The sequence below is a fragment of the Olivibacter sp. SA151 genome, from assembly GCF_054130995.1.
Map to the genome: position 1 here is coordinate 4,098,207 of NZ_CP096391.1, position 19,724 is coordinate 4,117,930.

The window sequence follows — 19,724 nt, forward strand, 5'->3', positions numbered from 1 at the left end:
TCAAATGAAGGATAAACAACAATCATATTTATTCCAAGTGAATTTGAAGGGAATGATTTCCCTATTGTCTGAACACCTATATAGCAACCCTAATACCTTTGTTCGCGAACTTTTACAGAATGGTGTAGACGCCATTACGGCGATCAAAACTTTGGACGAACAACATATTGGCAGTATACAGGTTCACCTGAACGAAAAGCGCAATGAAGCAATATTTGAAGATAATGGCATTGGTCTGAAAGAGGATGAAATCCATAAATTCATTGCAGTTATCGGTGAAAGCTCCAAGCGAGAAGCATTTGAAGCGAATGATTTTATCGGTAAGTTCGGTATAGGTCTGTTGTCCTGCTTTGTTGTCAGTAACGAAATTATATTAGAGACGCGGTCAGCCTTGGCAGACAAAGTGCTTCGATGGACAGGCAAAGCCGATGGAACCTATCAATTGGAAAGGATTACAGAAGAACGACCGATTGGTACGCGTATCATTCTACAGGCAAAAAAAGAATGGGCACATCTATTTACAACTTCGGCCTTTGAAAAGAATCTTCGTTTTTATGGAGATCTACTCCCCATACCGATTACACTTAGGAATGGCCATGAGGCTATTTTAATTAATGAGCATACAGGAAAGTGGTTAAACGATGATTACACGAAAGACGAGCTACTTGAGTTGGGTAAAAGCACTTTTCATACTAATTTTATCGATGCCTTTCGCATAGATGCTCCAAGTGGAAAATTAAAGGCCGTCGCTTACGTGCTGCCATACAAAACACAATTCAGCGGTAAGCAGCAACACAAATTATACCTAAAACGTATGTTTTTGAGCGAGGATGACTGTAGACTGCTTCCGAAATGGGCATTCTTCATCCGCTGTATTATTAATACCGATGGATTAAGTGCCACTGCATCACGAGAGTCTCTTATGGTGAACGGCGAACTGAAGGCGACACAGAAGGAAATTGCAGGAGGTATTAAATCCTATCTAAAAACGATCGGGGTGGTTGATCCTGCTATCTATCATAAGCTGATCAGCACGCATTACCTTCACTTAAAAGCGATTGCGGCAGAAGACGTCGATTTACTGAAGGCATTCATGGATGATTTACCTTTTGAAACCAGCAAAGGGATAAGAAGTTTTAAAAGCATTAGAACCTACCAGAAAAACATTTACTACACGGCCAATATTGACGATTTTAAGCAATTAAGACGAATTGCCGAGTCGCAGGGATTGATGGTCCTCAACGCGGCTTATACATTTGAAGAAGAATTATTAAAAAAAATGCAACGATTGGACAGCGCTTTGTCCATTGAAGAGATCTCTCCTGTTCATTTGTTGAAGAGTTTCCGGGATTTGGACGAGGTGTCAGCAAACGCCTATATGGACTTCACCGAAAAAGCGCGGAAAATTCTAGAGACTCTAAATTGTGAAGTCACCGTTAAACGTTTTCAACCAACCGATATTCCGGCAATCTACATCGCCTCGAATGTGAACCATACAGGAAAAAGCAGCCATATCAAAGCATCTGCAAACAATCCCCTGGCAGCCACATTAGGAGCATTTACACGGACGAATGAAACAAAACCACAATTATGTTTCAATGCCGACAATAGCTTGATTCAGGCTGTGTTTCCGATTAGAGATTCGTATGTAGTTAATTCGATTGTTCATATTTTATATGTCCAATCACTTCTTTTAGGCAAATATCCGGTAAGTGATAAAGAAATGAATCTTTTCAATGAAGGACTTCATAATATGCTGATTATGGGGATTGATAATTTTATAAACATTTAATTGACAGAAATGCGTTACACGTTACAGATACAAAAGTTACTAAATTTAGCGGAGGAACTCCCTCCACATTCCAAAGATCGGATTAAACATTATTTACAGGCAATCCGTTTAGCCGATCAAAACGACGACGTGGAATGGGCTTTCGAACTGAGAATCGACTTGTTAGATGCAGAATGGGGACTAGCTGATCGGCAACACTTTATTCCCACTTTTACATGGCTGTTAGATGCTTATGATCATAATCCGGATTTATTCGATGCAGAAGAACTCCTTTGGAAATATAAATGGATTATTGACGAAGTGTATTCTAACCCCGACGTCAGTCTCGAACAAACAGAGCAAATACTTGCTGATTTCAAAAGACGTATAGAAGCAGAAGGTTACGGGTTGAGAGCATATTATACTAAACAATTGCACGAAGCTTTAGACCAGAAGGATGTAGAGCGAACACGTTACTACCTCGATTTAGTAAATAGCGTCCCGCGGGATAACTTAAGTGATTGTCAAGCCTGTGAAATGGATACCGAAGTGTTAGCACTGTTAAATGCAGGCGATTTTAGGGCAGCTTACGATAAGGCGCAACCTCTATTGGCAAAGCAGTATTCCTGCGCACATGTGCCACTTGTCACCCATTGCAGTTTGGCTTATTACGGCATAAAATACGGTGCAAAAGAGATTGCCTTGGAACAATTTAAATTGGCGGAAGAATCTTTAGTATCAATCAGCGATACCAGTTTAGTACGACCTACCGGCCAACTTATTACCTACCTGTTCCATGTAGATGAATCGCTGGCATGGCAATATGTAGAAAAATATCTACCATGGAGTTTAGAAAGCGACAGAAACCGTACTTTCTTTTTTGCAAAGTATATGACAGAAGGCTTAAAACAACTCTCCTCCGACCAAACCGCTCCCATCGAGCTTCCTGTTGAGCATCCTCTATACAACGAAAAACAACATTATTTAGTGAACGACTTGCTTCAGTATTACTATCAACAGGCTAGCGATTTAGCAGAGCAATTTGATAGCCGAAACAGAAATAAGAATTTCGCAAAACAGCTTACAGAATAAAAACTGAAGTAGGTGTCTCCTATATTTGTTTCAAGCAAATGGTAGGAGACCCTCTTTTTCTTATAATACACCGACTGTAATACTGGAAGGATGCTTTTCGTCATGATAAATCCGATGAGTGGCTTTCTGAAAATCCTTGTTCTCTGCCTCTTTATAAATATCTATAAATTTCTGCGGATTACGATCGACCAAAGGAAACCACGAGTTTTGGATTTGGATCATGATACGATGCCCTTTTTTAAATGTATGTGCCACATCAGGCAGCGTATAGTTGACCGCCGTAACCGCTCCCGGTATAAAAGGTTCGGGCTTCTCAAAACTATTACGGAATTTTCCTCTTAGAACTTCGCCCCTAACTAGCATTTGATAACCACCTAGTAAGGTTCCTTTCGGATTAGGTTCCGGATTTGGCGTATCATCCGGATAAACATCGATTAATTTCACCACGTAATCTGCATCGGTTCCGGAGGTAGAGACTTTTAATTTCGCCATTAAAGGGCCTACCAACGTGATGTCTTCGGTCAAAATATCGCTTTGATAAACCATGACATCAGGCCTTTTGGAAGCAAAACGCTGGTCGTCGATCATGTATTCTCTACTCCTTGATTGGTTAACTCCGTCCTGATAAGGAACCGGAGCATTTGGATCACTTACATACTCGTCAAAACTATGCTGCTCTGTTGGTTTATGGAAACTTAATTTACCATTAGATTGCAGATAAAGTTCTCTATTGGTACTTTCTTTCGGAGGCCAAGTATTAAAATGTTTCCATTTATTAGTTCCTGTCACAAAAACAGTTGCTTCTGCTACATCAAACGAACCTACTCCCTTCAAATAATAAGTAAAAAAGGGTAATTCCAAATTCTTTTGGTACCAAGTACTAGTTTCCTGTCCAAAATGGATATCGCCGAAAAAGTCACCTTTGGACCGCACCCAACCTCCATGAAACCAAGGCCCCATGACGAGCCGGTTATTTGCCTTCGGACTGCGTTTTTCGATCGCTTTATAGGTATGAAGGGCACCATATGTATCCTCCGCATCAAAAAAACCGCCTACAACCATAACCGCTGGCTTGATATTGTCTAAGTGGTTAACAATCTCGCGTGCTTGCCAAAATGTATCCAGCGTTCCATGTTCCATAAGATCATTCCAGAATCGAATGCTATCTCCAAAATAACGCTCTTTAACATGTTTCAGAGCACCTATTTGCATAAAAAAACCGTAGTTATCATTCATATTAAATTTAACTCGCTGTGGAGCATTCGCCGGTGTAACCGGTTTTGGTCTTGGAACACCAAAACTACTGTAGAAATTAAAGGCATCTGCCAAAAACAACGCACCGTTATGATGAAAATCGTCTCCCCTAAACCAATCGGTTACCGGTGCTTGTGGAGAAACGGCCTTCAATGCCGGATGTGCACCAGGTAAGGCCGCAGTTGAATAAAAACCTGGATAAGAAATTCCATAGAGGCCGGCTTTCCCATTGTTATGGTCAATATTCTTCAATAGCCAGTCGATCGTATCAAAGGTATCACTGCTTTCATCTATTTGATGCTTTTGTTTCTTTTCTTTGATATGCGGTCGGATATCCTCATAAACGCCTTCGCTCATCCATTTTCCCCTTACATCTTGATAAACAAATATAAAACCCTCTTTAATAAACAAGGGATCTGGCCCTAAGGTATTTTTGTAATTATCTTCCCCATAAGGCGCAACTGTATAGGGTGTACGATTAATCAAAAAAGGGTACTTTTTGGTTGTGTCTTTTGGAATATAGATTGATGTGAACAGCTTCACGCCATCTCTCATAGGAATATAACGCTCAATTTTAGTATAATGCGCCCGAATATAAAGCGAGTCCTCATGCTGCTGCGCAAAAACGCTATTGAACAGAAAAAAAACAATAAAAAAGAAAGGGAGTCCTAATTTTATCATACGAAAAGCTTTTAAAAAGGTAAATATAGACAGCAATATACTTTAAACAAAGCAAAAAAGCACACAATTACTCTTTTACAAGAATTGGTTGCCTAAGCAATAGATCATTTTAAGTACGCTGTTTCCAGCCTTCGTATCCAAGCGTTTTAAAAAATTATATAAATCCATTCTTTCGTAATATAAAACATCCAATATTTTTTTTCTTAGCTTTGCAGAAGTGAAAAAGTTATTTGCTTTCATATTAACCTTTGTGTACCTCGGCATTGCCACAGGTTTCAGCACATACAGCCATTATTGCATGGATCGTTATGTGGAAACTTCTTTATGGAAAAAGGATATGAGCAAATGCGGTGTTTGCGGCATGAATAAAAGCAAACAAGCTTCCGAGAAAAACTGCTGCAAAGAAGAACACAAGCAGGTTAAACTCGAGAAAAAACACCAAGCTTCTCAAGTTGTTTATAAACAATTTAAACTTTTTCAAGCGATTGTACCAGCGCCTGCTTATGACGTTTCGATGCACAAACCTGTGATTAATGTAATCACAGGACATCCCGTTAGCCATGCCCCACCCAATAAGGCTTATACTAGGCTGTATAGGCTGAATTGCACATACCTAATTTAAACCTTCCATTCGATAAGCTGTTGGCATTAGTTCTGCAAACGGCTATTTTTCCCTTATAACTCATCATTTATAATTCATAACTATATTGCCATGGTCCATCGCATTATCGACTGGTCGTTACGCAACCGTTTTATTGTATTAATTCTAAGCTTGGGTCTATTTGTTTGGGGTGTTTTTGCCGTAAAGAAGAACCCCATCGATGCCATCCCTGATTTGTCTGAAAATCAAGTAATAGTGTTCACCGAATGGATGGGGCGCTCACCTCAATTGATCGAGGATCAAATTACCTATCCGTTAGTGACTAACCTTCAAGGCTTACCACAAATCAAATACGTTCGAGGAAGTTCGATGTTCGGCATGAGTTTTATCTATGTCATTTTTGAAGACGACGTGGATATATATTGGGCACGCGAGCGAGTACTGGAGCGGCTCAGCACAGTAGGCAATACCCTTCCTGACGGTGTTACGCCCGGTTTAGGCCCAGATGGTACGGGGGTGGGACATGTGCTTTGGTACACCTTAGAGGCCCCCAATATCGACTTAGGGGAACAACGTGCAATTCAGGATTGGTATGTAAAATTTGCCTTGCAGAATGTTCCCGGTGTAAGTGAAATTGCATCTTTCGGAGGATTTCAAAAGCAGTATCAAGTAACAATCGACCCTAATAAGCTTCTGTATTATAAGCTCTCTGCTGCTCAAGTGATTAATGCGATCAGGGCAAATAATAACGAAAGCGGGGGACGAAAATTTGAAATGAGTGACGTCGGTTATATAATCAAGACCAACGGATACCTTCAGTCTGTAAAAGATATTGAACGTATACCTATAGGTAACCAGCAAGGTAACGCCATTTACTTATCAGACGTCGGTGTCGTACAAATGACCGGCGAAGCGCGTTTGGGCATATTTGATCAAGATGGAGAGGGTGAGCGCGTAGGTGGTATTGTAGTGATGCGCTATGGTGAAAACGCGGCTGTTGTGACCGAACGTGTAAAAGAAAAAATGAAAGAGGTAGCTAAGGGGTTACCCGAGGGTGTAAAATTTGATATTATATATGATCGTGGTGAATTAATTCAGGAATCGGTAGATTCAATCAAGCATACACTTATTGAAGAAATGGCGGTTGTTTCACTGGTTGTCATACTCTTTTTATTTCATTGGCGAAGTGCGTTGAGTATTATCATTCAAATCCCCATTACTATAGCTATCAGCTTTATCCTGTTGAATGCTTTCGATATCTCCTCTAACATCATGTCTTTGACAGGCATTGCCTTAGCCATCGGTGTCATAGTCGACAATGGGATCATTATGAGTGAAAATGCTTACAAACACCTCGCAGAGGAATACGCTACGAAAAACAAGAAAAGATAATAACATGAGCTGGATAAAAAATTTATTTAAACGTACGCCGCTATGGATATCGGAGCAGAAACGCATTGAAATTATCGCTAAAAGCAGCAAGCAAGTCAGTCGAGGTGTGTTCTTTGCAACTATCATCATCATTACCTCATTCCTGCCCGTCTTTATGCTTACGGGGCAAGAAGGCAAACTCTTCCATCCTTTAGCTTTCACCAAAACCTTCATCATGTTGGTAGATGCTTTATTGGTTATCACGTTAGCGCCGGTTTTGATTTCCTTCTTTATGAAGGGAAAGTTCAAACCCGACCAGGCAAACCCTGTCAACCGGTTTCTGGAGAAAATATACGAGCCGATCATAGAAAAAGTACTCACTTGGCGTAAGACCACCTTGGCCATTAATATGATAGCATTGCTAATTACCATTCCTCTTTTGAAGAAATTAGGTACCGAGTTTATGCCCCCGCTCGACGAGCAGAGTATTCTTTTCATGCCAGTTACACTTCCCGATGTCAGCAACAGCGAAGCAAAACGTCTCCTCCAGGTGCAAGATAAAATAATAAAAAACATCCCCGAAGTTGACAAAGTACTCGGTAAGGCAGGGAGGGCTAATACAGCAACGGACAATGCACCTATAAGTATGATTGAAACGATTATCATGCTAAAGCCAAAGGACCAATGGCGCGAAGGGATGACAAAAGATCGACTAATTCAGGAACTGGACAAGAAATTGCAGATTCCCGGCGTAGTAAATGGTTGGACTCAACCTATCATCAACCGCATCAATATGCTGTCCACCGGGATCCGCACAGATGTCGGCATCAAAGTTTTCGGACAAAACCTAGACACCATTGCAGCGGTTTCCGAGCGAGTTAAAGCCGTACTGGAAGGCACTTCGGGCATTCAGGATCTATATGTGGAACCGGTAACGGGCGGCAAATACCTCACCATTGACATCAAACGTGATGCCTTAGCTCGTTACGGACTCACTGTTGACGATGTAAATCAAACGGTAGAAAGTGTGATCGGGGGGGCAACTATTGGCCAAACCATCGAAGGGAGAAGGCGGTTCAGTATCAATATTCGATTGGCGCAAGATTATCGAAATAGTTTAGCCCAACTTAATAGAGTGCCTTTGCAAAGTAGTTCTTTCGGCAACGTACCGTTAGGTTCGGTAGCCAATCTTCGTTTCGAAAATGGCCCTCCGATGATTACTTCTGATAATGCTTTACTTCGTGGAGCCGTTATGTTTAATGTACGCGACCGCGACTTAGGAAGCACGGTTAAAGAAGCTGTTGAAAAACTAAATGCTTCCGGAGGTATTCTGCCAACGGGATACTTTTTGGAATGGAGCGGACAATACGAGAATTTGATACGCGGACAGCAAACATTATTATGGATTGCACCAATTGTACTCATTATTATCTTTTTCGCTCTGTATTTCGCTTTTCACTCTTTAAGAGAGGCTTTTCTAAGTCTAATAACTATACCTTTTGCCCTCATAGGTGGCGCCTATATGATTTATTTCTGGGGAGTTCATCTTTCTGTGGCCGTAGCTGTGGGGTTTATTGCTTTATTTGGTATTGCTGTAGAAACGGGAATTGTGATGGTCATTTATCTCAATGATGCTATGCAACAATTGGTAAAAGAAAAAGGCAATAGCCGTGATACTATCACAAACAAGGACTTAAGAACATATGTCATACAGGGTGCAGCAAAACGACTTCGTCCGAAAATCATGACAGTATGCGTTTCGCTTTTCGGACTTTTACCCGTGTTGTGGGCAACAGGGGTGGGCACGGACGTCATGCGACCGATTGTACTACCAATGATTGGCGGCGTACTTACCTCTTCGACACATATTTTATTGGTTACACCACTCATATTTTTAATGACCAAAGAATACGAGTTACGCAAATATGGAAAATTGGAAATTTATGATGCGAAGCATTAAAATATCGACATACCAAAAGCGAGTCATACTGTTAAGTATGATAATTTGCTTTCTCATTAATAAAACTCGTGGGCAAACGGCACAAGCTGAAATATTGTCTTTAGACACTATTTTAACACGTATCGAGCAACAGAACATCAAACTGAGAGCTTACGACTTAAGAAGTAAGGGCTTTTCCTATCGTGCCAAGGCATCAACTGGATGGATGGCACCTATGGTAGGCGCAGGAACCTTTATGACACCTTATCCCGGGCAGCAAATCATGGAAGATAGTGACAAAGGTTCGATTATGTTTAACATTGAACAGGAGATCCCTAATCCAAGCAAGCAAAAGGCAAATAGTAGATATATTGCCTCACAAGGCGCTTCAGAGACAGCCAAACGGGCAGTCAATCTCAACGATTTGAGAGCGCAAGCAAAAAGCCTCTACTATACGTGGCTAATTGCCGAAAAACGCATACAGTTGCTCAACGATAACGAGAAGATCATTCAAAGCATGAAACAACTGGAAGCGATACGCTATGAATATAACCAATCGCAATTGGGCAATGTATTTAAAACGGATGCGCAACTGGAAGAGAACCGGAATATGTTGCGCATGCAAGAAGCAGAAATTGCACGTTCTAGGGCTTGGCTTAATAGCTTGATGAACGTTCCAGGAGATATCAAATTCAAAATTGATACCAACTCGACTCCCACTTTTGAGCCTGTAGCACTCCTCGACACCTTACTACTAGCGACACGTCGACAGGACATACAAAAGATGAATGCCGATATGCAAACCATGCGGTATGGGATTGATGCGATGAAACAAGAAAGAAAACCTGATTTCAAAATCCGTTTTGATCACATGAGCCCTTTAGGAAAAATGATGCCCAACGCATATAGTGTAATGGGAATGATAAGCATACCGATTGCACCTTGGAGCAGTAAAATGTATAAGAACGAAACGAAGGCTATGCAATTTGAACTTGACGCGATGCAAGCAGAGCGAAAAAGCATGTTGTTGGAGAGCCAAGGGATGTTATATGGCATGCAGGCAGAGATCAAAACAATGAAGGAACGAATTGATCGAATTGCGAAAAAGATAATCCCGGCACTTGAACGATCCATGGAAGCTAACTTTCAGTCCTATCGCGAAAACAAACAAGATCTTCCGGTAGTACTGGCAGACTGGGAAGCACTGAACATGATGAAAAACACCCTGTTAGATGAGCAACTAAAGCTGTATTTAATGATTGCAAACTATGAAAAGGAACTCTTTAATTAACTTATACAGTTTGGGCCTGTTTCTGCTTACTTTAGGTTGTTCGTCAGCACAAAGAGAAACAGGTCACGCAGCTTCGCATGGCCATTCACAAATAGACTCGGGTATCCGTGAGCTGACAAGGCCTACTAATCAAGCAATAGTGACCCATGCAGCAACCGTGGAAGCAGAAGCGGGCATGAAAGTTTTCCCGGTACACATAACAGGGCGGGTGAACTATGATAGCAAAAATAATACTGCTGTCAGCAGCCGGGTAGCTGGTCGGCTGGAACATATATATGTGAAATATAACTTTCAGCCAGTTAAAAAAGGGCAGCTACTCTTTGAAATATATTCTCCTGAACTGGTAGCCGCGCAACGGGAGCTTTTGTTATTGCAGAAATCGGAAGAGCAGAAACTACAATCTTCTGCTATTCAAAAGCTTCAATATCTAGGAATGACTTTTGGGCAGATACAGCAGCTCATTAAAAGCAAACAGGTAGCCTATCGCGTGCCGATTTACAGTCCTGCCAGCGGTTATATTGTCGAAAAAAATGGAACGGTGCCCATTACGAATGCGGGCAGTCTGACTTCTGTAACGAAGGAGGAAAGCGCCATGGCCAATATGGGATCCACTCCTACTCCCAGCGCTCCTACCAATACAGGTCAGCAGCAGGCATCGAATTCCTTACTGATGCGCGAAGGGCAATATGTCACCGCCGGACAAGCTATTTTTACCATTTATAAAAACAATGAACTGCTAGCTGAATTTGCTATTCCGCCTTTTTGGGCGCTCAAAGTTAATAAAGGCAAAAAAATATTATTCAAAAGTATAGACAACCCTGATCTATTATATCAAGCGACTATTGGTCTTATCCAGCCAACTTTCAATAATGGCGAAAATTTTACTGTGGCAAGAATATACTTAAAAAACAGCAAATTCCCAGTAGGTCAACTTCTGACGGGAACCATTGCCGTTACGGAAAACCATGGTTATTGGCTGCCTAAAACGGCCGTAGTATCCTTGGGAAACAAAAGTATTATTTTTAAACAAGAAGCAAACACATTCCTTCCTGTCCCGGTAGAAGTGGGAGTTCGTACGGAGGAAAAGGTGCAGATACTCACGCATATCGCGTCTTGGCAAATTGCCAAACACGGTGCTTATTTAGTAGACAGCGAAGATTTTATTATAGCAAATAAAACACCTGGCAATGAGTTATCCAAGGGTGAATAAATACAGTAAGACGAAAGGAGTAGTATTCATGGATATCTATGCGGCCATTAACAAGGACTAATCATTCACATATGAATAGAAAAAAATTTATACAGGTCTTATTGTTGACATCAGCAATGCCTTCACTCTTATGGGTGGCATGCAACAAGCAAAAGGGGCAACAGACAACAGCAGTCGAAGCTACTTTTACATGCCCCATGCACCCGCAGATTGTACAGGACCATCCTGGCACCTGCCCCGTTTGCGGAATGGATTTAGTACCATTTGATAAAAACAATAAAGATAAATTTCTCACTTTAAGTGCTGATCAACAAGCACTAGCGAATATAACCTCCATGGCTGTTGGTATCGGTAGTTTAAATAATTACACGGCTATAAGTGGAAGGCTTACCGTTAATCCAGAACAAACAAACTATATCAGCAGCCGAAACGCAGGCAGGATTGAGGATTTATACATTAAAGAAACCGGTATTCCCGTTAAACGAGGTCAGGCAATTTTCCGATTATATAGTGAGCAACTGCTAGCTTTACAAGAAGAATTCCTAATGACCCATAAGCAAACAATCGAGTTTTCCAACGATCAACGATTCGCCGATATCTTTAAAGCTGCAAAACAAAAGCTGCTATTATATGGACAAACTGAATCACAATTAGCCTCCCTGCTTAAGGATGGGAAATCATCGCCTTATATAACGTTCTATGCGCCAAGCAGTGGCATTGTAGCGGAGCTCTTCGTTACCGAAGGCCAATACCTAGACGAAGGCAGCTCTATACTCCGCTTAGAGGGCTACGACACGATGTGGGTGGAAGCTGATATTTATCCAAGAGAAGCAGCATATATTAAGGAAGGAGAGGAATTGAAAGTGCTTGCAAACGGTGACCCAAATAATTTACTGACAACGAAAGTGCAGTTTATTACCCCAAATTATCAGAGCAACACCCAAATTATGCAACTACGAGGCTCAATATCAAACAAAGGTCATCTATTGCAAGTTGGTATGCCGGCCACCATCTTGTTACCAAAGGGGGAACAAAACAAAGTTCTAATGGTGCCCAGCAAGGCAATCATCCGCGAAGAGAATCAAAGCCATGTGTGGATAGCTAGTGGTGGCGGGAAATTCGAACCACGATTTGTCGAAACGGGCACTGAATCTTTTGACGACACTGAAATTATTGCCGGTCTTACCCCTGGAGAAAAGGTTGTAGTGAGTGGAGCTTACCTTTTGTATAGCGAGTACGTATTAAAGAAAGGAGCGCTTGTTAATTAGTCAGTAAAAACGAATTTTATTAACTTCACTTCAATGGTATTTATGCGCTCACTATGTTCGATTATCCATGTTTTTCTGCATTAAAAAACGGATCTATTTTAATAACTAATAAAATAACAAAACAATATGAAAACAACAGATTTTAAAATTGGTATAGCGGCGCTAGCTGCTTTATTTATACTGGCTTCCTGCAACGGGGAAAGTCAGTCATCAAAAACCGAGAATGATCATAGTCAGCATCAAACAGTAGCAGAAAGAGACAATCCCCAAGCTCCTAAAACAAAAAATGAGGCATTGGATGCGCTTTATCCTCATTATCTTGCTTTGCAGGAGGCACTCGTTGCCGGCGACATAAGTAAAGCAAAGGAAGCTGGCTTATTAGTAGAAGAAGCCGGTAAACATGTCGACGGCGCTAAGGATCTTCAAGAAGCTGCCTCACAGGTTTTATCAGCAGAAAATATTGACAGCCAGCGAGACGCTTTCTCTTCACTGAGTAATGCACTTATAGAACTTATTAAAACACATGGTGTAGCAACAGGCGAGTTTTATGTAGCACATTGTCCCATGGCCTTCAATGACAAAGGTGCCAACTGGTTAAGTCCGACAAAAAGTATTAAAAACCCATACTTTGGAGACAAAATGCTTAACTGCGGAAGCGTAGAAGAGACATTGAGAAAGCTCTAAGAAGTTTTTAAGAATTAGTATATTTCAGGGGCAATTGAAGAGTATGCTACTTTCTTTTGGTCAGAAATTTGGCTAGTTTTGTCATCATTAAAACAGTGTGTCAACTATCGGGTAGAACGTTTCTCGCTTTATCCGATAGTTGTTAACCAATTTTGCCTTATGATTAAAAAAAAGCTACTGTTATCCATATTGATTTTTTGTTTCTACATTTCATATGGCCAGTCATCCCTGCAAAAACCATTTCAAGATTGTCATATTAACGGCAGTATCACCATATACGACTATAATCAAAAAAAGTGGATAAGTAGCGACATTGAAGATAGTTATCAACCTTCATTACCGGCATCGACCTTTAAAATCTTGAATACACTTATTTTACTGGAATCCGGTGTTGTAAAAAGCGAAAAAGAAATCGTCGCATGGCCCGGTTCAACTGACACGGTTAAATATGGTTATAGGCCGGATATTTACCATAACATGGATATGGAAGAAGCTTTCAAAGTATCCGCAGGCTGGGTATATCGGGAATTAGCGAAAAAAGTAGGAAAAGCGAAATACAAAGATTACCTCATCAAATGCCATTATGGAAATGCTGACGTGTCGATCAATGATCCTGACTTTTGGAATTACGGAGCTTTTGCTATCTCTCCGGCGAATCAGGTTGAGATGTTAATCAATCTTTACGAGGAGAAACTACCATTCTCAAGACGATCTTACAGGATTCTGAAAAAAATGATGGTCGAAGAAGAGACAGCAAATTATCTATTAAGAGCAAAGACAGGTTGGACAATAGACGGTGCTAAGGATACCGGTTGGTGGATTGGTTATGTAGAGCAAAAACGACAAAAAAATGTCTATTTTTTCGCTACTCGTCTCATCAAAGACCGAAAAACCATAAATAAGCAGTTTGCTAAATGCCGGAAAGAGATAACCAAGAGAATTTTGACAGAACTGAAAATGCTTCAATAAAAAATCCACCTACTGACGAATCAGCAGGTGGTTCTCTACACTTAAAAGTATCCAACCGTAACTGTAGAAGATCTTATGTCATGGTATCGCAGCGCGATACAGAACGTCCAATTACTTTTCTACGAACCCATCCGGATCTTTGGGATGGAGTGTACAAAAGTATATAATAGTTTCTACTTTTTTATGTTATAATTATATAAATGATAATTTAATGATGATTCTATACGGTTTCTGTGTGAAAAATTGTGAAAAAAACAATAAAGCCCTATATGTATTAAGTTTTGGATCTATATATTTTTTGTTTTAAAGAGAAGCGCCCGTTATATATAACGGGCGTACACTTCTCTAAAATAGGTATTTAAATACCTACTTTGGGCTACGGTTGGATTAAAATCTCTCCGACAATGGTATTAACAATACTAAAAAATCAGTATTACAGTTATTTACAGCAAAAAGTTTTTTCATCACAAAGATAGAGATACACCTCCTATCATTTGACAGCTAAAGTACAATTGTATATCGTCTACTTCCAAAACGAGAAAAAGTGAGAAAAATATTCACACCTTATAAATTATTCTTTCAATCTTACTGCCCTTTTTATTATTTCATAGTTATGCTATCCGTCATCAATGCCGCAGCTGAAATATGTACCTGCTTTTATGATTCGGCCGAATCATTGTCGTTTAACGCGCTTTAACTACATTTGCTTAATACGCAAATTGATCTCTTTTTTATGTTGAAGAATCTCGTATATATCTGCTCACTTTCACTCTTATTATTTGCAACCGTTTTATCCAGTTGCAATAAAGCAAACGCCCAAGGATATCGTCAATTGACGATTTCTGATTTTAAAGGCAAAGCGGATCCAAAAAGTCCCTTTATATCGCATGTGAAATTACGTATCGGCTATCAATCAACCACACTTAAACGCGTAGATTCTTATCAAGTCACGTTTCACGTTTTCTTAGATATAAACCCAAGAGAGTCTTGGATAAAATTCGACAAAATCAAAACACCTGAAGTACTCGCCGAAGTATTAAACCATGAACAGGGCCATTTTAAAATAGGTTTACTCATGCAGCATGAATTAATTAGCCGGCTCAATGCACGAAAATACACCTCACATTATAAGCAGGAGGCCGCTACTCTTTTTAATAAAGTCTCCAATAAATACCAGGCAATGCAGCTCCGGTATGACGCGGAGACTGAGCATATGATGAATAGAGCGCAACAGGCCATTTGGGATAAAAAACTGAACCGATCTATAGAAGGCCTGAATTTGCTAATGGATTGACACTTGATATTCGGGATAGCTAACAGGCACATAGAAACGTTCAAATAATGTGGCTTCATCCCCATGTGCGTCCTGCCGGAAGGTAAAATATTCGCATGAAATCAGTATACCTACTTCTTGCTTGCTAAGTGTAATCTTTAAAAAACCGTGATGGGTATCACAATAATTTTCAAGTTGCACCTGTCTCATAATAGGTAAATTATCTACTACTAAAGGATTACCCGGTTCAGCTATGCGGTGCAGATCAGCGTATCCCCCTGCCCCAGATACTACATAAGGAATCACAGAACCATCGGCGTATCGTTTACTAAATCGCTGATAATTATGCACATGACCACTAAGCACCAGATCCGGTTTGACTCCCGCTGCATGAAATGCGCGTTCTAAAAAAGTTATCATATTTAAACTGGAGCCATGATTCGTATCAGCCGAGTAGGGAGCTTGATGAATACAAACAATGATGGCTTTTTTAGGACGCTCTGTGTGTGCCGACAATAATTCTTGGATAAACCATGCTTCTTGCTGCTCTGTGATAAAGCCGTATTTGGTAGCATTCCCATATAAACAAATGATATTAGCCAGCGGCGTAACCAAAGTCCAATAGACATTAGGTTGTATCATACTGAAACGATTACTTCCACCGGAGAAAGCAATTTTGTCACTTGTCTTCGCGCAGAAAACCTGTGTAAAAGCTTCTAAACTATCGTATCCCTCCGAAGATTCCGGATTAATATCCGCGTCATGATTACCCGCCAAGGCAAATATGGGTGCCGGGTACTGTTCGTATGGTCTAAAAAACTGCGCCGGATACTCGCTTGCCTCACCGTAATTGTATACGACGTCGCCCATGTGCAACATAAAAACGGGTGTACACGAGTTATTTTTTGCAAGAAGCTGCTTAGTCATTTCTCGGGCCACTTTATGCTGAAATGTCCTTTCTTTCATACTTCCGGTATCTCCAACCACATGAAAGCTCATGGTGGCTGTCTGTTCATCGATTTCCGGGAGAATTTGTTTTAACTTCAATCTATATGGCCATTTCCCACTTGGAGCAGGTAAAGGTTTAATTTTAAAAGCATCATCTATCAAACTTCCCAGTAGTACTGGTTGCCTCCTAACATTTGTCATAACACATCAACTTATAAATTCCATTCCGACTAATGCAAATGTACACAGCAAGTATTATACCTTTATTAAGATATCGCGTTGTTAATATTAAGAAAAGCATGCATGTTTAGTTGCGTATACCATGTATTTTTTCTAAGTTTAGAATAAATTAAAGCTAATCCAAAATGATTAAATATATCTTTTTTATATACATCTGCTTCTCAGCACTCAGATCGGTCAAAGCCCAAGATAAAATTGACGATATTACCATTTACCCTATCGAACACGCAACTTTTGCAATAACTTGGAAGGAAAAAACGCTTCTATTTGATCCAAGCACAGAAAAAGAAAAGTTAAATAAAGTAAAGAGCCCTGATCTTATTTTTATAACAGATATACATGGTGATCATTTCAATATTTCCAGTCTAAAAAATCTTGATCTTTCGAGATCAATACTCATTGTTCCCCCTGTTGTTGCCGAGCAATTGCCAGACGACTTAAGAAAACAATCGCATCTGATCAAGAACGGTGAAACTGTCGACCTAAATGATATAAAAATCGAGGCCGTACCTATGTATAATCTCCCCGAATCTGCAGACGCATTTCATACAAAAGGAAGGGGAAATGGTTATGTTATTACGCTGGGCAACAAACGTATTTATATAAGCGGAGATACTGAAGATATTCCGGAAATGCGTGAGTTAAAGGATATCGACATTGCTTTCCTCTGCATGAACTTACCTTACACCATGACCGTTAAGCAAGCTGCCGAAGCCACCCTTGCATTTAAACCGAAAATGGTCTATCCTTATCACTATAGAGGTCAAAATGGAAAAAGCGACATATTCAGTTATAAGCAGCTCGTAAACGAAAAAGATTCATCTATTAAAGTGATTATACGTGACTGGTATCTTCGTAATCCGTAATTTCATTGCGCTAACCTATCGGTAATGAATAGCTTAGCGCCTTTTTGTCAAAGGCCCTTAAATATTTGCATCAATTGATGGTTATGTCGCTGGGTATGGAACTGTATAAACATCAACCATTCGTAACGTGTAAGAAAGCCATAAGTTGGAAATTCAAAATCTAAACATACGACCCTCAGGTCTTCATTCTGAATAATATCAACGTATCGCTGCTTGTTAAGTTCAAGATCGGTTATCAATTCATCTCTATTAAAAGGTCCATTTTCCGGGTAAATAAAATCCGGCGACTCCATTTTTATCTCAAAGTTTAGGAAAATATCTTGTAAGGATTCCACATATAAGTCCACTTCGCGTACTGACTTCTCTACATGGCTATCAGGTAAACCGCCAGTAGCCTTAATGACATGATCGGCCACTTGTCCCGCTGTCCATTCACCCATATTCTGTTGGTGATTGATTTCCTGACGATCGAACTTTGAGATCGATTCTATAAACGTGTCGAACGTTTTCTTTAATGAATTCGACAACTTCTTTTTGTCAACTAACATAATCCAATGTGTTTATTACAAAGGTAGGAGGTAACCGGATAGCTAACCGGGTAGAAAAGCGACATTCTAAGGGTAAAAAACGAATATATAGATCGTCTGTTATTACATTGCATCCGGCAAAACAAAAATAATCAGTAAAAAAGTAAAAAACATTTGGTAACCATTTGGTTTCTTTTTAAATTTGAAACCAAATGGTTACATATAAATGAACACATGGAAACTAGACGAGATGTATTTCAGGCAATAGCCGATCCTACGAGACGTGCAATTATTCAATTGATAGCTAAACAGCCACTTAATTTGAATACGGTGGCTGACCGTTTTGACATTAGCCGGCCGGCCGTCTCAAAGCATATCCGCATTCTTAGGGAATGTGGCTTGATAACAATTCATCAGAAAGGCAGGGAGCGCTTTTGTAACGCAAATTTGCGTTCATTAAAAGAGGTATCGGAGTGGGTAGAAAAGTATCGTACGTTCTGGAATGATCGCTTGGATACATTAGAGGATCTTTTAAACAACGAGTAGATTATCTGGAAAAAATGAACACGAGCAACGCTCATTAGTCTATGATTTGGATCTAGCTGTCTTCTTATCTAGAACCTATGATATCAAGTTAGGCAGGATGCTCAATTTGTAAAAAAGAATTAAAACAAAAATGATACGAATATGGAAAATTATGGAAAAATCATTGCACCAGGCACTATTCGCTTTGAGCGTTTACTGCCAGGCCCCATTGAACGTGTATGGGCTTACATTACTGAATCTGATAAAAGAGAAAAGTGGCTGGCCAGCGGCGAAATGGACTTAAAAGTTGGCGGTAAGGTCAATTTACATTTTGTTCACGCCAATCTATCATCCTATCAAGAGACACCTCCCGACAAATATAAGTGTTATGAACACGGCAATAGCTTCAGTGGCACGGTAATTCAGTGTACACCACCCTATCTATTGACTTTTACATGGGGAGATGGTTCGGAAGTGACGTTCGAACTTCACAAACAAGAAGAAAAGATATTATTAATATTAACCCATCGTCACTTAGAAGCTGTTGAGGCACGCATCAGCGTAGCTAGCGGTTGGCATACCCATCTTGGCATTCTTGTTGCTCGATTGGAAAGACGCGAACCAGCAGGTTTTTGGGGTGTACATAACCAAATGGAAAAGGAGTATACTGAAATATTAACCGAATTATAGATAAAAACGTTATGGAAAATCAAAGAGCGCAAGTTGAAGTCCAGATGCTTATAAGAAGACCTGTTTCAGCAGTTTACCAAGCTTTCATTGATCCGGCTATCACTAAGAACTTTTGGTTTACGAAAGCGAGCGGACCGTTAGAAGTGGGAAAGACTGTTACTTGGGAATGGGAAATGTACAACGTTTCAAGCGATGTTACGGTAAAAGAATTAATTAAAAACGAGAAAATATCCATTGTATGGAACGAGCCCGCAACAACCGTAGATTTTCTTTTTACGGCGATCGATGAAAACAGGACTTACGTTGTTATTAAAAACTACGGATTCCCGCAGACAGGGAACGAATTGGTACAGGCGGTGAATGACAATACAGGCGGTTTCACCACCGTTTTAGATGGACTAAAAGCTTACTTAGAGCACAATATCAATTTAAATTTAATTGCCGATAAATTTCCGAAAGAAATAAGCTCGCATTAAGAAGATACGTATATTGGCGTAAGTGAATTTCTTGCGCCAATATAAATC

General features: G+C 40.1%; 18 protein-coding genes. 15 read left to right on the forward strand and 3 right to left on the reverse strand.

Going from position 1 to position 19,724, the window contains the following annotated elements:
* Nucleotides 1-4: 4 nt before the first annotated feature.
* Nucleotides 5-1,792 (forward strand): HSP90 family protein, encoded by a 1,788-nt coding sequence (locus M1D52_RS16905; protein WP_437393095.1) that lies wholly within the window; start codon nt 5-7, stop codon nt 1,790-1,792.
* A gap of 9 nt (nt 1,793-1,801) precedes the next feature.
* Entirely contained in the window at nt 1,802-2,863 is a 1,062-nt protein-coding gene (locus tag M1D52_RS16910; RefSeq protein ID WP_013666077.1) for a hypothetical protein, read from the forward strand.
* 60 nt (nt 2,864-2,923) lie between these two features.
* On the opposite strand, the gene M1D52_RS16915 is transcribed toward M1D52_RS16910, so the two are convergent.
* The gene (locus M1D52_RS16915; protein WP_437393096.1) at nt 2,924-4,798 is read right to left on the reverse strand and encodes a CocE/NonD family hydrolase; all 1,875 of its coding nucleotides are present in this window, start codon (nt 4,796-4,798) and stop codon (nt 2,924-2,926) included.
* A 217-nt stretch (nt 4,799-5,015) separates the two neighbouring features.
* Between M1D52_RS16915 and M1D52_RS16920 the strand changes: the two genes are divergently transcribed.
* From M1D52_RS16920 to M1D52_RS16960, 9 genes are all read left to right on the forward strand, one after another.
* Entirely contained in the window at nt 5,016-5,420 is a 405-nt protein-coding gene (locus M1D52_RS16920) for an HYC_CC_PP family protein (protein ID WP_013666075.1), read from the forward strand.
* Nucleotides 5,421-5,510: 90 nt separating this feature from the next.
* On the forward strand, nt 5,511-6,791 hold the full coding sequence (locus M1D52_RS16925; protein ID WP_289552696.1) for an efflux RND transporter permease subunit: 1,281 nt from the start codon (nt 5,511-5,513) through the stop codon (nt 6,789-6,791).
* A 4-nt stretch (nt 6,792-6,795) separates the two neighbouring features.
* The gene (locus M1D52_RS16930) at nt 6,796-8,730 is read left to right on the forward strand and encodes an efflux RND transporter permease subunit (protein WP_437393097.1); all 1,935 of its coding nucleotides are present in this window, start codon (nt 6,796-6,798) and stop codon (nt 8,728-8,730) included.
* Between the two features lie 37 nt (nt 8,731-8,767).
* Nucleotides 8,768-10,000 carry a TolC family protein gene (locus tag M1D52_RS16935; RefSeq protein ID WP_437393098.1) on the forward strand — a complete coding sequence of 411 codons (1,233 nt, stop codon included), beginning with the start codon at nt 8,768-8,770 and terminating at the stop codon, nt 9,998-10,000.
* A complete protein-coding gene (locus M1D52_RS16940) occupies nt 9,978-11,210 on the forward strand; it encodes an efflux RND transporter periplasmic adaptor subunit (protein WP_013666071.1) in 1,233 nt (410 codons plus the stop codon). Before M1D52_RS16935 ends, M1D52_RS16940 begins: the two co-directional genes overlap by 23 nt.
* Before the next feature lie 71 nt (nt 11,211-11,281).
* A complete protein-coding gene (locus M1D52_RS16945; RefSeq protein ID WP_013666070.1) occupies nt 11,282-12,478 on the forward strand; it encodes an efflux RND transporter periplasmic adaptor subunit in 1,197 nt (398 codons plus the stop codon).
* A 126-nt stretch (nt 12,479-12,604) separates the two neighbouring features.
* Nucleotides 12,605-13,162: a DUF3347 domain-containing protein gene (locus M1D52_RS16950; RefSeq protein WP_013666069.1), complete on the forward strand. Its 558-nt coding sequence runs from the start codon at nt 12,605-12,607 to the stop codon at nt 13,160-13,162.
* A gap of 159 nt (nt 13,163-13,321) precedes the next feature.
* Nucleotides 13,322-14,131, forward strand: a complete 810-nt coding sequence (locus tag M1D52_RS16955) for a serine hydrolase (RefSeq protein WP_013666068.1) — start codon at nt 13,322-13,324, stop codon at nt 14,129-14,131.
* 733 nt (nt 14,132-14,864) lie between these two features.
* Nucleotides 14,865-15,425 carry a DUF922 domain-containing protein gene (locus M1D52_RS16960; RefSeq protein ID WP_289552691.1) on the forward strand — a complete coding sequence of 187 codons (561 nt, stop codon included), beginning with the start codon at nt 14,865-14,867 and terminating at the stop codon, nt 15,423-15,425.
* On the opposite strand, the gene M1D52_RS16965 is transcribed toward M1D52_RS16960, so the two are convergent.
* The gene (locus M1D52_RS16965; protein ID WP_130857625.1) at nt 15,414-16,553 is read right to left on the reverse strand and encodes a metallophosphoesterase family protein; all 1,140 of its coding nucleotides are present in this window, start codon (nt 16,551-16,553) and stop codon (nt 15,414-15,416) included. The two genes, M1D52_RS16960 and M1D52_RS16965, sit on opposite strands and share 12 nt — an antisense overlap.
* 164 nt (nt 16,554-16,717) lie before the next feature.
* On the opposite strand from M1D52_RS16965, the gene M1D52_RS16970 reads away from it, so the two are divergent.
* On the forward strand, nt 16,718-17,458 hold the full coding sequence (locus M1D52_RS16970) for an MBL fold metallo-hydrolase (protein WP_437393099.1): 741 nt from the start codon (nt 16,718-16,720) through the stop codon (nt 17,456-17,458).
* Nucleotides 17,459-17,505: 47 nt separating this feature from the next.
* Here M1D52_RS16970 and M1D52_RS16975 read toward each other — a convergent pair whose 3' ends face one another.
* Nucleotides 17,506-18,006: a hypothetical protein gene (locus M1D52_RS16975; RefSeq protein ID WP_377609701.1), complete on the reverse strand. Its 501-nt coding sequence runs from the start codon at nt 18,004-18,006 to the stop codon at nt 17,506-17,508.
* Between the two features lie 213 nt (nt 18,007-18,219).
* Between M1D52_RS16975 and M1D52_RS16980 the strand changes: the two genes are divergently transcribed.
* From M1D52_RS16980 to M1D52_RS16990, 3 genes are all read left to right on the forward strand, one after another.
* Entirely contained in the window at nt 18,220-18,531 is a 312-nt protein-coding gene (locus M1D52_RS16980; protein WP_041387384.1) for an ArsR/SmtB family transcription factor, read from the forward strand.
* A 141-nt stretch (nt 18,532-18,672) separates the two neighbouring features.
* Complete coding sequence (locus M1D52_RS16985) at nt 18,673-19,200, forward strand: SRPBCC family protein (RefSeq protein ID WP_437393100.1); 528 nt, start codon at nt 18,673-18,675, stop codon at nt 19,198-19,200.
* Between the two features lie 11 nt (nt 19,201-19,211).
* Complete coding sequence (locus M1D52_RS16990; protein ID WP_013666060.1) at nt 19,212-19,676, forward strand: SRPBCC family protein; 465 nt, start codon at nt 19,212-19,214, stop codon at nt 19,674-19,676.
* The last annotated feature ends 48 nt before the right edge of the window (nt 19,677-19,724 follow it).

Bases quoted from the DNA above. Each gene is read 5' to 3' on its own strand.
- M1D52_RS16905 (WP_437393095.1), top strand. From the start codon at position 5: ATGAAGGATAAACAACAATCATATTTATTCCAAGTGAATTTGAAGGGA.
- M1D52_RS16910 (WP_013666077.1), top strand. From the start codon at position 1,802: ATGCGTTACACGTTACAGATACAAAAGTTACTAAATTTAGCGGAGGAA.
- M1D52_RS16915 (WP_437393096.1), bottom strand. From the start codon at position 4,798: ATGATAAAATTAGGACTCCCTTTCTTTTTTATTGTTTTTTTTCTGTTC.
- M1D52_RS16925 (WP_289552696.1), top strand. From the start codon at position 5,511: ATGGTCCATCGCATTATCGACTGGTCGTTACGCAACCGTTTTATTGTA.
- M1D52_RS16930 (WP_437393097.1), top strand. From the start codon at position 6,796: ATGAGCTGGATAAAAAATTTATTTAAACGTACGCCGCTATGGATATCG.
- M1D52_RS16935 (WP_437393098.1), top strand. From the start codon at position 8,768: ATGATAATTTGCTTTCTCATTAATAAAACTCGTGGGCAAACGGCACAA.
- M1D52_RS16940 (WP_013666071.1), top strand. From the start codon at position 9,978: ATGAAAAGGAACTCTTTAATTAACTTATACAGTTTGGGCCTGTTTCTG.
- M1D52_RS16945 (WP_013666070.1), top strand. From the start codon at position 11,282: ATGAATAGAAAAAAATTTATACAGGTCTTATTGTTGACATCAGCAATG.
- M1D52_RS16950 (WP_013666069.1), top strand. From the start codon at position 12,605: ATGAAAACAACAGATTTTAAAATTGGTATAGCGGCGCTAGCTGCTTTA.
- M1D52_RS16955 (WP_013666068.1), top strand. From the start codon at position 13,322: ATGATTAAAAAAAAGCTACTGTTATCCATATTGATTTTTTGTTTCTAC.
- M1D52_RS16960 (WP_289552691.1), top strand. From the start codon at position 14,865: ATGTTGAAGAATCTCGTATATATCTGCTCACTTTCACTCTTATTATTT.
- M1D52_RS16965 (WP_130857625.1), bottom strand. From the start codon at position 16,553: ATGACAAATGTTAGGAGGCAACCAGTACTACTGGGAAGTTTGATAGAT.
- M1D52_RS16970 (WP_437393099.1), top strand. From the start codon at position 16,718: ATGATTAAATATATCTTTTTTATATACATCTGCTTCTCAGCACTCAGA.
- M1D52_RS16975 (WP_377609701.1), bottom strand. From the start codon at position 18,006: ATGTTAGTTGACAAAAAGAAGTTGTCGAATTCATTAAAGAAAACGTTC.
- M1D52_RS16980 (WP_041387384.1), top strand. From the start codon at position 18,220: ATGGAAACTAGACGAGATGTATTTCAGGCAATAGCCGATCCTACGAGA.
- M1D52_RS16985 (WP_437393100.1), top strand. From the start codon at position 18,673: ATGGAAAATTATGGAAAAATCATTGCACCAGGCACTATTCGCTTTGAG.
- M1D52_RS16990 (WP_013666060.1), top strand. From the start codon at position 19,212: ATGGAAAATCAAAGAGCGCAAGTTGAAGTCCAGATGCTTATAAGAAGA.